A 14,735-nucleotide genomic window follows, 5' to 3' on the forward strand; every position below is an offset into this window, starting at 1 on the left:
ATTTTTGGCTCTGTCCAAAAAACTGTGTAAAATTCCAAAATTAGGTCATTAAATTTTATTAATTCTATCCTCAAATTTAATCATCAAATGAGCCATAGCTTCGTTCCAATTTTGGATAGGCATAGTCCATTTTTTGGTCATATAGTCAATTGCCAAATATAAACTTTTAAACACAGCATTATCACTAGGAAAAACACGCTTATTATTTGTTACTTTACGCAATTGACTATTAACTTAACAGATTCAACTGAATTAGTGGTATAAATTACCTTTCTAATTGCCTCTGGATACCCTAGAAAAATCATTAAATTATTCCAGTTATTATACCAAGATTTGGCAATTTGTGGATATTGTTTATTCCATTTTTCTTCAAACGATACTAACGCCAAATGGGCTTGTTCTTCCGTTACTGCCGTATATATCGGCTTTAAATCACCAGCTAATTGCTTCCTATCTTTATACGATACATATTTTAAACTATTTCTAATCTGATGTACAATACATAATTGATGTTCAGTTTTTGGATAAACTGCTTCTATCGCCTCAGACATACCAGTAAGATTATCACTACAGGCAATCAGTATATCTTTTAGTCCTCTATTCTTCATCTCAGTAAAATTACCAAGCCAAAATTTTGCTCCCTCATTTTCACTAAGCCATAACCCCAATATATCTTTTCTACCAGATAAATCAATTCCTAACGCAACATATACTGCCTTGTTGATTATCCTTTTGTCTTGCCTGACTTTTACTACTAAGCAATCAAAAAATACTATCGGATATATCTCTTCTAATGGTCTACTTTGCCAAGCTTTTACATCATCCATTACATCATCGGTAACCTGACTGATTAAACTCTCACTTACTTCAACATTGTACAATTCTTGTAATTGAATCTTAATATCAGATACACTCATACCTTTAGCATATAATGATAGTACTTTGTCATTAAAACCATCAAAACGTTTCTGTCTTTTCGGTAGTATTGCTGGCTCAAAGGTACAATGCCTATCTCTTGGTACTTCTATCTCAACAACCCCATGTTCGGAGATTAGTTTCTTGCTAGTGATACCATTACGAGCATTATCATTATCTGCACGACTGTATTTATCATAGCCTAAATGATTATTCATTTCTGACTGTAGTGCCTTCTCTATTAAGCGTTTGGTCAATTCTTTTAATAAACCTCCTTCTTTTATTATCGTGCTTACATCTGTATTATTATCTATTAATAAATCTACTGCTTGATTTATTGATTCACTAGTTTTTTTATTCATGTAATTTCCTTTTTTGTTATATTTTTATATATAACCTATTTTGAAATTTACACAGTTTTTTGGACAGAGCCTTATAGACTCACTAATTATTGTTTTTCGATTAGGAGAGTCTAGTTTTCCCTGTCATACAAAAATCTCTAACCTCTCCTATAAAAGATTCAAATCCCTTATTCTCTTTAACTAATCTATTAGCCATATCCCAATCAATTTCTAACCTTTCTTTTGCAGGGATTAGTATTCGACCTTTCTCAACTTGATCTTTTATATTTAATAAAATAAATCCTATACCATGTCTAGCAGCAAGAATTTCTAGCTCCCGTAAAGTACTTCCACCCTTGCCTTCTACTAAAGAAGAAGCTACTAAATATCCATAATGAACCCATGAGGAATTTGATAGGGCTTGAAAAAAATATTGTCGTACATTCGCCCTATTAATTACAACCTTTACCTCAAAAGACCAAAGCTTAGCTTTTTTATCGGCAAATTGTTGCACACAATCCTTGATTGCTAATGCCCAATCTTTAGTAAGATCCTCCATTCCTACTAGATCAGGATGTAACCATTTATTACCGTTAGTACCTTTATAGTTTGAAGAACATTTGTCATTAATAATTTTGCTATGAACACCCAACTCTTGTAAAAGAAAGTCTGAAAGCTTTGGGTATATCTCTTTTTCTTTTATGTTTGGTTCTTTTTCAGTATATTCTCTCTCTACCTGCTTAGTTTCTTTATAGTCAATTGATGAGAAATTGGGGACGTCATCGCTCAATGCTCGTCTATTACTTATAGGCGTCGCTCCATCGCTCCTGCTATCTACTTCTCCTGAATTGACTATAGTATAATAATATCTAAGTGGATAGTCTTCTTTTTTAATATTAGGTTCCTGATTCTGTATGCTTTTAAACCAATTTTTATGCATTTCTCCCTTAAGAATTTTTCGCATAATGCCATTTTTTTGCTTTTCAGTAATTGCCCTAACAAATGATTTATTTTTACTTCTTTCTGCTTTTTTCTTGATTTCTTCAGGATATTTTTCTATTAACCAATCAACTATTTGATCAGCAGTAAGTTCTTGACCTTCCTTGCTTTTAATAAAACCAATAATTGCTTTGTTACGATTAAATTCCATAAATAATTCCACTAATTTTATAAGTCATTAATAAAATAATAATCAAAATAGCAAAAAGTTTAAATATAATTAGCAGATATAATTACAAGTTATTAGCTTTAAATTTAAATGTAATGACAATGTTGCAACTTATGCATTTTTAACAAATATCCAATCGTTATTGGAAGACTCGGTTTCGCTATATTGATAATTTTGTTTAGAAAAGTGTTTTAATTTTTCCGGTAGGTCTATAAGATTTTCTGCAATAAAATTAAACATGCTGCCCCTAGCCTTTTTGGAATTTATTGCTATTATTTGTAATTTATTATTTCTTCTTTCTTTAAAATATATATTAATTATTGGGTATTTAAGATCATTTTGATTGATGACGCAGGAATATTCATTGGATGCTAGGTTGATGAGATATTTATTTTGGTGAGTTGCTAATATTTGATTTATATAATTGGTAATATCGTCTTGCCAGAAATTTGATAATTTTTCAAAATTTGGCAATTTTGTTGACATTTCTAGTCGATAAGGTTTTATTTTTTCAAAAACTCTTAGTGCACCGTATAAACCTGATATAATTAACGTGTGTCCTTGCAAGAAATCCCACTGCTCCGCGGTAAAATTCTTCCTATCAATGTTATTGTAAACATCCCCATCATAGGCAAATATCGCTTGCTTCTGAGGTTGGTTATCGAAATCTTGAAATCTATGATAATTAAGCTCAGCCAGTTTATCACTAACCCCCATTAACTGCTTAATCTGATTTTGTGACAAATTTTTACATATTTGTAAAAGAGCTTGTGTTTTAGTAAAAAAATGGGGTTGCATCGATGGCAACCCCACTATTTGAGAAGTAAAATCTTGAGTTTTCGCTGGTGAGATTATACTGAGCATACTATTTTACTGACTCAAGCAACTTTCTAACTCCATCTACTGATTTGTTAAATAAATCTTGCTCTTCATCGTTTAATTTTATTTCTACTATTTTTTCCACACCATTTTTACCAATAATAACCGGTACACCGACATACATATTGTTTACTCCATATTCCCCTTGAAGATAAGCAGCACAAGTTAATATTTTGCGCTTATCTTTTAGATAACTCTCTAACATTTCGATAGCAGATGTTGCAGGGGCGTAATAGGCAGAACCCGTTTTAAGTAGCGAAACAATTTCTCCGCCACCATTTTTGGTACGATCTATTATCTCATTAACACGTTCCTTCGTTGACCATCCCATTTCGACTAAATCTAACACTGGTATCCCATTAATTGTCGAATATCTAATCAAAGGAACCATTGAATCACCATGCCCCCCAAGGACAAAACTACTAACATTTTCTACAGAAACATTAAATTCATGGGCTAAGAAAAGGTTAAATCTGGCTGAGTCAAGTACCCCGGCCATACCGACTACCCTATTGCTAGGTAATCCACTTTCCTTTAACATTACATAAACCATAGCATCAAGTGGATTGGTTACAACAATAACAAAAGCGTTCGGTGCATATTGTTTAATATTTTCTGCAACAGTTTTGATAACAGTGCTATTAACATTAATTAAATCATCACGACTCATTCCGGGTAAACGTGGTGCTCCAGCTGTAACAATTATTGCATCTGCACCTGCTATGTCTTTATAATCATTAGTACCTGTACTAATTACATCTGAACCTGTAATAGCTCCAGCTTGTGCTATATCTAAAGTCTTACCCTGCGAAAAGCCTTGAGATATATCAAACATAACTACGTCACCAAGTTCTCTTAGACTTATCAAATGGGCAAGTGTTCCACCGATATTGCCACTACCAATTAAAGCAATTTTTGTTTTTTTACTCATACTTCCTCCTGAAAAGTATTTTATGAATTCATTGAATCAAAGAATTCTGTATTAGTTTTAGTATTTTTAAGTTTATCAATTAAAAACTCTGCTGCATCTATAGTCCCCATTGGATTAATGATTCTACGAAGAACCCACATTTTGGTTAGAATGGCTTTATCAACCAATAACTCCTCTTTACGTGTGCCAGATTTAGTAATATCAATCGCAGGATAAATACGTTTATCAGCTATTTTGCGATCGAGAACTATTTCAGAATTACCAGTACCTTTAAATTCTTCAAAGATCACCTCATCCATACGCGAACCAGTATCAATTAAAGCAGTTCCTATTATAGTTAATGAACCACCATTCTCAATATTTCTTGCTGCTCCAAAGAATCTTTTTGGTCGTTGTAATGCATTTGCATCAACCCCCCCTGTGAGAACTTTACCAGAAGATGGGACAACAGTGTTATAAGCTCTGGCAAGTCTTGTTATTGCGTCAACCAATATTACCACATCTCTTTTATGCTCTACCAATCTCTTAGCTTTCTCAATAACCATTTCTGCAAGCTGAACGTGCCTAATAGCCGGTTCGTCAAAAGTTGAACTAACGACTTCCCCACGCACTGAACGCTGCATATCGGTTACTTCTTCTGGACGTTCATCGATTAACAGAACGATTAAAAATACTTCTGGATTATTGGTGGTAATAGCATGGGCGATATTTTGTAATAGAACAGTTTTACCAGTTCTTGGTGGAGCAACAATCAAAGCCCGTTGTCCTTTACCCATAGGAGCCACCAATTCAATTATTCTGGTACTAAAATCCTTGCTATTATCTTCTAGTTCTAATGATAATTTTTTTTCAGGATAAAGTGGAGTCAAATTATCAAAATGTACTCTATGATATGCCTTAGAAGGCTCTTCAAAGTTAACTTTATTTACTTTCAGTAATGCAAAATAACGTTCTCCTGGTTTTGGAGCCCTAATTTGTCCTTCTACCGTGTCCCCTGTACGTAGTCCAAAGCGACGAATCTGACTTGGAGAAATATAAATATCATCAGGACCGGCGGAGTAATTTACCTCTGGGGATCTAAGAAATCCAAACCCATCAGGTAGAATTTCCAGTACACCTTCTCCTGAAATCAAATCACCCTGTTCAACAGATTTCTTGAGTATAGCAAAGACTAGCTCTTGCTTTAGCAAAGCACTAGAGTTCTCAATGTTAAGATTTTCTGCTTGTACTTGCAACTCTTCAGGTGATTTACGTTTTAATTGTTTGAGATTGATGGTAACAACACCATCTTTATTAGGGCTATCATACTTGATACTATTATTGTAATGGTTATCAGATGATTCCTTATTGTCGGTCACTATATTTCTTGTCATATTTTATTTTTTTAGATTTAATTAAGATGAGACTTTTTAAAAACTGTATTCTTTCCAGCTCGTTTTGGTTTTCTCAGAGCATTCTGCTTTTGATCATTACTTTTGATCATTTTGTTGTCAAAATCAATCGAGGGAATCCTTGTGTATATTTGTACTAGGAGGCTGCCTGCGATAACTAATTAATTATATTTTGAGCTATTTTTCGACGAGAATAGATATGATTTTTGCAGAAATAGTATATCTATTTCAAGAAAACCATGTTTATTCGCAGCCAAAAAGAGCCAAATATAGAATTACTTTAGTTATTGAAGGCAACCTCCTAGGAGGCTACCTATGATAACTAATTAATTATCATAGGCAGTCTCCTAGCAGAACATTAAATATTCTTTATATTTCCGGATAGATAATTAATTTTTTGGGAATTGATACTAAGTGTAACCAACTTTACCGAATTATTTCACATTTGTCAAACATATTTATATAAAACAACCCTTACAAAGTAATTAAAAGTCACAATCAATAGCTGAATATACTTTGATATAGCCAATCTTCCTAAACTAACTATAATAGACGTCTTGTACTTTTCTGCAATTTTTAAATTATTCTGGGTTAGGTATTGCCTAAAAACATTAACATGATCCATTAAAGCTTCCCATATGCCTTTGTCAACCCATCTCTTAAATCTGCGATAAACACTGTACCAACAACCATAATAATCAGGCAGAAGACGCCATTGACAACCTGTTCTAGCAATAAACCATATTGCTTCAATAAACTGTCTTATTTTCTCCTCATTCTTGTTGTGTATAGCTTTTTTTTTCTTAAAAAATGATAAAATTGCTTCCCATGCTTGGTCTTCTATGTAATACTTCATATCGGTAGTTTCTTGGTTTCGATAACTAGAAACTACCATTTCTTCTTACTATTGCAACTTCTTTATTCTACTCTGATAACTTAACATAAAACGGTTAAAAATAGACCTTTTTGTAGGTCAATTTTGGGGAGTTTTAATAAAAAAACAGCCATGAAATAGCCATAGAAATTTTTTTAGAGAATTATAAAATTGCTGAAAAGCTTTTATATCTGGTGGAGCCAGGGGGAATTGAACCCCCGACCTTTTGAATGCCATTCAAACGCTCTACCAACTGAGCTATGACCCCTAAAATATCCCATATATAGTCAATTGATGAGAAATTGGGGACGTCGTCGCTCGCCTATTACTTATAGGCGTCGCTCCATCGTTCCTAGCCCCAAATTCTCCTGAATTAACTATAGTCATTGATGAGAAGTTGGTAACGGTATGCTACCCGCTCCTCCTGAATTGACATATATATTCACATTATTTGCAGAATATACTTATTAGTCCAGTTTTATACTATAATTATAAAGCTGAATCCATAAATTTTTTGAATATTTCGCTATTTTCTAATATTTTAAGCTCTTCTTTACACCAAGGAGAAAAATCTTCTGAGTATTCCTCTGTGTATAACTTAAAATCTTGCCATTTAAGTAATTTTACTTCTGCTATTTCTTGTTCATTTATTCTGATAACATCATCTGATAAAGCTAAATATATCGGACATATCTCATTTTCTACAATATTATTTATAGCAAATTTATAACGATAATTAGCAATAAAATATACTTTCTGCAAGCTGACCAAGCCTAATTCAAATTTTGCATGCCTATAAACAGCTTGCTCGTAAGTTTCGTTAATTTGTGGATGTCCACAAAAACTATTAGACCAAAATCCACCCCAGGTTTTTTTGAGTAAGCTTCTTCTTTGTATCAAGATGTCCTTTTGACTATTGAAAAGAAACACAGAAACCCCTCTATGCAATGGTGTATTAGAATTATGAGCCGTCAATTTATCCTCTGTTCCAAGAATCTTATCTTGTTCATCAACTAATACCACATGTATACTCGAATGCTTTGAAGAATTGGTTCTGCAAAACTTCGGGGCATTCGCGTGTTCATGTACTAAATGTACACTCCGCTCATTTGAGTATGACATTAATGATTTACTCCTACTAACAAATATTTTTCTATAATAGCTAAATAATTACCTAAAATCTGTTGGTTTTTATTAACAAATTCTAAGGCATTAGTCTGATAAATTTTAGCTTCCTCGATACCAGTTTCAGATAGCAAATATTCCATTTTATTCAATAAATCACTTTTGTTTTGAATTTGCGTAGCAGCTTTATTTGCAAGCATTTCATTAGCAATATTAGCAAAATTACTCATATCTGGTCCAAATATAATATAATTAGCAAAATATGCTGGTTCAAGTACGTTATGTCCACCTTGTTTAAATGAACCGCCAACAAATGAAATATAAGATATGCTAAAAAATAATCCTAGTTCTCCAAATTTATCAACAATGTAAAGATCATCAGTCAGAATAGGTATATTTTGTTCAGACTTGATACTATAGGTTAAATTTAGTTGGGTACACGCTTTCCCTATATCATTTTTACGTTCAGGATGGCGTGGAATTAGAATAAAATAGCAATTTGGATATCGTTGTTTTATTGGTTTTATAATATTCAATAATACTGTTTCATCTTCCAGATGAGTGCTGGCAAATACAATAATTCTTTTAGCACTCATATATTGTGCTAAAATTGTTAATTCTTGTTCATTTACCGGTAATTTTTTGTTGGCAAATTTGATATTGCCTAAATTATTTATATTGCTCATACCAAGTTGCATAAATTTTTCATAATCGATGTTACTTTGAACAATAATTTCACTAAAATTAGAGGTGATTGCCCTAAAAAATGAGCTTATTTTTTTCCATGATGCAAATGATTTATCAGAGATACGAGCATTTAGTAATAATAATTTACAATGTTTCTTCCCTTCGCTAATTAGACATGGCCATAATTCTGATTCAATAAAGATTCCTAGAGTTGGTTGCCAATTTCTAAAAAATTTCTTAACAAAAATAATATTGTCTATAGGAATTAGTTGATGAACAGCATTTACAGGTAACTTTTGTTGTAATATTTTTGCAGAAGATTTGGTTCCTGAAGTAACCAAAAACTTTAAGGTGGTTTTTGGCATCGTTCTTTTTAGCCAAAGATCATTAATATTTTCGACTAAGGTAAGAGCTATCATAGATTCCCCTACACTGGCGGCATGTATCCAAACTAAAGTTTCATTTCGTTTATAGTCAATTGATGAGAAGTTGGGGACGTCGTCACTCGTCGCTTGCCTATTACTTATAGGCGTCACTCCATCGTTCCTGCTACCCAATCCTCCTGAATTGATTATAGTATGTGTATGCCCAATAGCAAAACGTTCCCCTATACGCTTTATATCTTCTTTGCCAACAATAACTCTCAATACCAATAAAAGAACATATAGTGGAAGAAATAGGAAACTTAAGATATGATATAAATAGATCATGAGTTTATTTCACTGATGTTTAATGCTTGGGCTAAATTAATATCATCTTGATTTTCATTGCCCATAAAAATTAGTGGCAAACCTATAAAAGCCGTTATTTTACCAAAAGGTAGCGGCATAATCAGTTTATCCCAACTTTTAAGTAAAAAATATCTAGAAGCCTTACAAGAAACCGGTATTAATTTTATATTATATTTTTGAGCCACTTTGTTAATATTACTATTTATTTTGTAAATAGGTCCACGCGGACCATCTGGGGTAATTACTATATTACTACCATTATGTAATTTTTTGATAATGGCTTTTAAAGCTACCACAGAATTTTTATTAGTAGAGCCATTTATTACCCCAAAGCCGAATTTATTGACAATATCACTAATTATTTTACCATCAGAATGAGGAGAAATAAGGGCATGAATGTCTTTATGACCGGTAAATATTCCTGGACCCAAAGCGAGCCTGTTATGCCAAAAAGCAAAAATTGCCCCTTTTTGTGCTAAAAATTGCTGTTCATTGTAACCATCTGGAAAAACAAACTGCCAACGACAGGTAAAATAAACCACTCTCAAATAACTATACAATAATTTAGTGACTACACTAAGTGCAAAATTATTCTTTTTAAGAAGTTTCTTGATCATTTTAATTGATGACAAGCATTTTTTATACGCAAGCATGCTTGCTCCAAATTTTTTATCGAAGTTGCGTAAGAAATTCTGAAATAATTTTCTAAACCGAATGCAATACCAGGAACAACTGCCACACTACATTCTTCAAGCAAATATTCTCCAAAATCATTACTATCTTTGATAATTTTATTAGAGGGGGTTTTAAGCCCAAATAATTCATTACATTTAGGAAATAAATAGAATGCTCCTGCCGGCTTATAACAACTAATACCCTTGATATCATTTAGGATTGATAAGGTTAAGTCACGTTTTTCTTGAAAGTTTTTTGCATTAGACTTAATAAAATCTTGAGGGCCAGTTAAAGCTTCAATGGCTGCCATTTGGCTTATAGAGCAAGGATTAGAAGTACTTTGTGACTGAATAATAGCCATTGCCTTAATTAATGATTTAGTACCAGCTCCGTATCCTATACGCCATCCTGTCATAGAATAAGCTTTTGATACACCATTAACCGTAAATATTCGATCTTTTAAATCCGGTGCCACTTGAGCAAAAGTGTAAAACTTAAAATCATCAAAAATAATATGCTCATAAATATCATCAGACATAATATTTATGTTGGGATATTTGCGTAATAATTCAGCAATATCAGCTAATTCTTGATAAGAATATGCCCCCCCTGTTGGATTACTCGGCGAATTAATAATTAACCATTTAGTTTTTTTGCTAATTACTCGCTCTAGAACATTAACAGTAAGTTTAAAATTATTTTCCATGTTACAATTAACAAATACCGGAATACCGTCAGCTAATATTACCATATCTGGGTATGAAACCCAGTATGGACTAGGAATAATTACTTCATCACCGGGGTTAAGGGATGCCATAAACAAATTATAGATTACTTGTTTTCCTCCACTGGATACGATTATCTCGTCTAAATCATAATCTAAATTATTTTCATACTTGAATTTGTTCTGTACCGCTTGTTTAAGCTCCAATACACCATCAACATTAGTATATTTTGTTAAACCATCTCGCACAGCTTTAATTGCAGCTTCCTTGATATTATTTGGCGTATCAAAGTCAGGCTCACCAGCCCCAAGGGAGATTATGTCTCTGCCTAGTTTTTTTAGTTCAAATGTTTTTTTGACTAAGGCTAAAGTAGGGGATGGCTTTATTAAATCTAATCGTTTAGCAATAAGTGACATAGTAGAACCTATATAATTTTATCAAGTATACTCAAATCATTAGAGTATATACTATATTTGTTTTCAAAAAACAATTCTTGAGCGAGTTAAATTATTATATTATTATTTTATATATAAATTGATATGAAATAATAATATGACAAGTTTATCTATTACTTTACCAGATACTATAGCAAAAGCTAGTAATGAAGATGCTAAAAAACTAAGGATATCTAGAACCGAATTTATTCGTCAAGCTATTATACATGAGTTGAGTAGTTTTCAGTTACCAGCTGAACAAGTTGCTATCGTAAAAAGTTTTACTGCTATGAAAAAATCTAAGAAATATATTGAAGAAATGGTGGAAATAACAGAAACCTTAAATTCAGAATTACCACAAGAAGAGAAAAAATGGTGGAGCAAAGAGGGATATTAGATTTATTTTATGTATAGTCAATTCAGGAGAATTTGGGGCTAGGAGCGACGAGTAACGACGTCCCCAACTTCTCATCAATTGACTATAATTATAGACAAAGTCATTAGTGCTAGTTAATATATATGCTATTATATATATTAACAAAATCAAATTTCATAGACTTTATGTTTGGCAGCAAAATTATTTATAACAGTTACGGTTTAATAAAGGATAAGATGAAATCATGCTATCATTTTTGCAAAAATTTTCCATCTTGGTATATGGAGAAAATTTTTACGTTGATCAATTATTTTACCGATGTAAAATACAAGGTAACACACTTAAAAGAAACTAATTTAAAGCTTGGTATAGAACATTTATATAAGAATAACTTAAATGACGCTATATTAAGGTTTAAATTGGTTGATAAATTTTTTTCTAATTCAGACCAAGCTTTAGTCAATTCAGGAGAATTTGGGGCTAGGAGCGATGGAGCGACGCCTATAAGTAATAGGCGAGCAACGAGGGACGACGTCACCAACTTCTCCTCAATTGACTATAATTCTTGCCAAGTTAATTACTGGCTTGGTTGGACATATTTCTTAAAAAATAATTATCAAAAGGCTTTGTATCATCTACAAAAAGCTTCTGAATCTGATCCAGTCAAGTTAGGAACTTTTTTACAAAATTATAATAATTCGTCAGATATTCCTTCGCAAATTTGGCATCAATATAGAAATCTTACGGCTGAATATTATAACAACAAATTTTGTAGTAATAAGCAACTATACCTACCTCATAATTTTGTCAGTAGGATTATGAGTGGCATAACAGATTTGCCTGATAATTACCGCATTTTAGAGCTAGGTAGTAATACAGGTTTAGTGGGGGCTGAGGTTAAAAAGCGTTTTCCTGATAGTTTTACTTTTACTGGTGTAGAAAGTTCAGAAGCCATGAATGTTTTTGCCCTAAATATGAATATCTATGATAATATACTAGAAGTTTCTATACCAGACTTTATTAAGCAACATTCTAATAAATATGATGTGATATTAAGTTTTAACGCTCTTTCTTTTACTAAGAATCTGTCAACTTACTTTAATGATATTTATTCAATAGTCGATAAATTAGGATATTTTGCATTTTGTTTGCCAATAAATAACGTTACAAATCTTTCATTAAAAAGAAAAGAATTTATTTTTGCTATAACAGATATCAAGGAAGCTTTAAGTCAAACTAAATTCACTGTATTAAGTAGTGAGGAATTAGTTATAGAAAAAAATGATAAATACTATATGGTGGTTTGTAAGAAAAATCATTGATGAAACCTATAATGAAGAGATTTATATTACTAGCATTAGTTATACTTAACTTTTTTAACCTAACCGCAATAGCGGATGTTCAAAATACTCAAGATAATGATGATTTTCAGTATGTTTATAGTGCCAAGAATGGTTGTATGCAAGTCTATGATCCTTATGAAAAACTGAATCGTAAAATCTTTGTCTTTAACTCCATTTTAGATTATCTGTTTTTGCGACCTATTACTATAGGCTATAGACAATTTACTAATGATTATACCAAAGCTAGAGTGAGTAGTTTTCTAGATAACATTACTATACCTTTGACTGCTGTCAATTATGGCTTACAGATGAATTATGATCAAACTATGAAGAGTATATGGAGATTTCTTATCAATAGTACATTTGGTATAGGCGGATTATTTGACGTAGCAAGTAAAATTGGCTTAAAAGTTACCAAACAAACTTTGGGGAATACTTTAGCTCATTATGGAGTAGGGCCTGGACCATACTTAGTCCTACCATTTATTGGTGCTACTAATGCAAGAGACTTCACAGATCCGGTATTTACAAATAGTTATTTAAATCCTATAATGTATAGGGTACATAGGAATTTTGAAATGGTAGTATCTAGTGTACAAATTATAGATACTAGGTTAGGATTATTACCATTTACTGACTATATAACACGTAGTTCTACCGATCCTTACATAGCTGTAAGATCAGCTATGCATCAAAATCGGGAATCTGTAATTGCCTATCCTAAACAATTTAAATGCCCTAAACCTAACTAAATTATAGAAAATTATGAAAAAATTTATTGTTTGCTTAATTTTAAATTTCCTGTCTTTGTCAGCCTATTCAACTGCTAATGATAATAATGCGGGGGTTGATAGCTATGTTAATCAGCTAATAAAAAATGGTCTAGAGGTATTTAATGATCAAAATTTAACTCAAGATGGCAAAATTGCTAAAAGTAAGATGCTAATTTTAGCTAACCTGGATTTAGATTGGATGGCTAAATTTACCCTTGGGGTCTACAGAAGAACTTTAACCCCTGAACAAATTAAACAATTTACAGAAGTTTATGGTAATTATGTCAGTACAGTCTATGCTGATTTGGTGAAAAATTATCATGGTCAACAGCCTAAAGTTGAACAAGTGCGTATTCTTGATAAAGGTGAGTTTATGGTAGAAATGTTGATAGGAACAGCTAAAGTAAACTACTTGGTACGTCAAAAAGATGCAAGCGATAATTCTAGTTTTAAAGTTTCAGATGTTATTACGGAAGGTGTTAGTATGATCAGTTCCCAACAGTCAGAGTTCATGAATATTCTCAGTAATAGTGGTTTTGATACATTGATCGATGAATTGGTAAAGAAGTCATAAGCTTTTTCGTCATTACCAGTGAACATGAAGATTATTATGTGGATTGCTTCGTCGCTACTAAAGTAGCTCCTCGCAATCTGATATATCCCCACGAAATTGTTGCAAAATAGCAAGAATTGATAGAATATCTTCATTATTTAATGATGATGGAGATAGTAGGTTATGGATGTAAAAACAGTATTAAATGAAGTAATAAAAGAACATTGTCCTTTTATACATAATAATCGTTTAAATGCGTTACTTGATGTTGCAGAAGACTTGACAGTAAAAGATAAAAAGATTTATTCGTATTTTACCCTTGGGAAATTTATTATTGAATTTAATTATTTGCATGCCATAAAACCATTGGTAGAATCCCTGGCATCTATTGACGATACCAGGTATAGGGTTAATTACTGCTACAGCCTTAATAGCGTCAATAGGTAATGCTAGTTGTTTTGAAAATGGCAGGCAATTATCAGCATGGCTAGGATTAGTACCAAGGCAACATTCTAGTGGTGGCAAAGATAAGTTGCTTGGCATTAGTAAAAGAGGTGATATATATTTACGCACTTTGTTGATTCAAGGAGCAAGAGCAGTACTGAATAGTAAAATAAGATTTACCACGGAAGAGCAAAAATCTAAAAAAGATTATAGCAAGTTTACCGAGTGGATGTTTAATTTATCTGAACGAAATGGGCATAATAAAACAACTGTTGCAGTAGCTAACAAACTAGCAAGGGTGGTGTTTGCGGTACTCAGTTCAGGCAATGATTATACCGAGAGTAAAGTTTGTAGCTAAAGAATTGGTACA

Annotated in this window: 13 protein-coding genes, 1 tRNA gene and 3 pseudogenes; 6 read left to right on the plus strand and 11 right to left on the minus strand. The window is 32.3% G+C overall.

Going from position 1 to position 14,735, the window contains the following annotated elements; translation table 11 throughout:
- Nucleotides 1-48: 48 nt before the first annotated feature.
- From ACQH6S_RS02150 to ACQH6S_RS02200, 11 genes and pseudogenes are all read right to left on the minus strand, one after another.
- A pseudogene (locus tag ACQH6S_RS02150) lies at nt 49-1,277 on the minus strand (IS256 family transposase).
- A 100-nt stretch (nt 1,278-1,377) separates the two neighbouring features.
- Entirely contained in the window at nt 1,378-2,406 is a 1,029-nt protein-coding gene (locus ACQH6S_RS02155; RefSeq protein WP_425359977.1) for a hypothetical protein, read from the minus strand.
- A gap of 129 nt (nt 2,407-2,535) precedes the next feature.
- Nucleotides 2,536-3,288 carry a YaaA family protein gene (locus ACQH6S_RS02160; RefSeq protein WP_341759649.1) on the minus strand — a complete coding sequence of 251 codons (753 nt, stop codon included), beginning with the start codon at nt 3,286-3,288 and terminating at the stop codon, nt 2,536-2,538.
- A 1-nt stretch (nt 3,289) separates the two neighbouring features.
- A complete protein-coding gene (mdh, locus tag ACQH6S_RS02165; RefSeq protein ID WP_425359978.1) occupies nt 3,290-4,234 on the minus strand; it encodes a malate dehydrogenase in 945 nt (314 codons plus the stop codon).
- Nucleotides 4,235-4,254: 20 nt separating this feature from the next.
- Nucleotides 4,255-5,595 carry a transcription termination factor Rho gene (gene rho / locus ACQH6S_RS02170; protein WP_410520913.1) on the minus strand — a complete coding sequence of 447 codons (1,341 nt, stop codon included), beginning with the start codon at nt 5,593-5,595 and terminating at the stop codon, nt 4,255-4,257.
- A 478-nt stretch (nt 5,596-6,073) separates the two neighbouring features.
- Complete coding sequence (locus ACQH6S_RS02175) at nt 6,074-6,520, minus strand: transposase (RefSeq protein WP_425359979.1); 447 nt, start codon at nt 6,518-6,520, stop codon at nt 6,074-6,076.
- A 171-nt stretch (nt 6,521-6,691) separates the two neighbouring features.
- Nucleotides 6,692-6,767, minus strand: a tRNA-Ala gene (locus ACQH6S_RS02180).
- 221 nt (nt 6,768-6,988) lie between these two features.
- Nucleotides 6,989-7,621, minus strand: a complete 633-nt coding sequence (gene idi / locus ACQH6S_RS02185; protein WP_425359980.1) for an isopentenyl-diphosphate Delta-isomerase — start codon at nt 7,619-7,621, stop codon at nt 6,989-6,991.
- Nucleotides 7,621-9,021 (minus strand): lipid IV(A) 3-deoxy-D-manno-octulosonic acid transferase, encoded by a 1,401-nt coding sequence (waaA, locus tag ACQH6S_RS02190; protein WP_425359981.1) that lies wholly within the window; start codon nt 9,019-9,021, stop codon nt 7,621-7,623. Before waaA ends, idi begins: the two co-directional genes overlap by 1 nt.
- A complete protein-coding gene (locus ACQH6S_RS02195) occupies nt 9,018-9,659 on the minus strand; it encodes a lysophospholipid acyltransferase family protein (RefSeq protein WP_341749286.1) in 642 nt (213 codons plus the stop codon). Before ACQH6S_RS02195 ends, waaA begins: the two co-directional genes overlap by 4 nt.
- Nucleotides 9,656-10,858 carry a pyridoxal phosphate-dependent aminotransferase gene (locus ACQH6S_RS02200; RefSeq protein ID WP_341749285.1) on the minus strand — a complete coding sequence of 401 codons (1,203 nt, stop codon included), beginning with the start codon at nt 10,856-10,858 and terminating at the stop codon, nt 9,656-9,658. The genes ACQH6S_RS02195 and ACQH6S_RS02200 overlap by 4 nt, the downstream gene beginning before the upstream one ends.
- A gap of 136 nt (nt 10,859-10,994) precedes the next feature.
- Between ACQH6S_RS02200 and ACQH6S_RS02205 the strand changes: the two genes are divergently transcribed.
- The 6 genes and pseudogenes from ACQH6S_RS02205 to ACQH6S_RS02230 all read left to right on the plus strand — a co-directional run.
- Complete coding sequence (locus tag ACQH6S_RS02205; RefSeq protein WP_425359982.1) at nt 10,995-11,273, plus strand: ribbon-helix-helix domain-containing protein; 279 nt, start codon at nt 10,995-10,997, stop codon at nt 11,271-11,273.
- Between the two features lie 326 nt (nt 11,274-11,599).
- Nucleotides 11,600-12,355: pseudogene (locus ACQH6S_RS02210) on the plus strand (palindromic element RPE2 domain-containing protein); the annotation flags it as partial.
- A gap of 230 nt (nt 12,356-12,585) precedes the next feature.
- Nucleotides 12,586-13,347: an MlaA family lipoprotein gene (locus ACQH6S_RS02215; RefSeq protein ID WP_341759214.1), complete on the plus strand. Its 762-nt coding sequence runs from the start codon at nt 12,586-12,588 to the stop codon at nt 13,345-13,347.
- Between the two features lie 13 nt (nt 13,348-13,360).
- Entirely contained in the window at nt 13,361-13,942 is a 582-nt protein-coding gene (locus ACQH6S_RS02220) for an MlaC/ttg2D family ABC transporter substrate-binding protein (protein ID WP_094649780.1), read from the plus strand.
- Nucleotides 13,943-14,104: 162 nt separating this feature from the next.
- A complete protein-coding gene (locus ACQH6S_RS02225) occupies nt 14,105-14,368 on the plus strand; it encodes a hypothetical protein (RefSeq protein WP_341749282.1) in 264 nt (87 codons plus the stop codon).
- Nucleotides 14,307-14,723, plus strand: a pseudogene (locus ACQH6S_RS02230) (IS110 family transposase); the annotation flags it as partial. The gene ACQH6S_RS02225 and the pseudogene ACQH6S_RS02230, both read left to right, overlap by 62 nt.
- Nucleotides 14,724-14,735 lie beyond the last annotated feature (12 nt).

This window comes from Candidatus Tisiphia endosymbiont of Mystacides longicornis, from assembly GCF_964031095.1.
GTDB lineage: Bacteria > Pseudomonadota > Alphaproteobacteria > Rickettsiales > Rickettsiaceae > Tisiphia.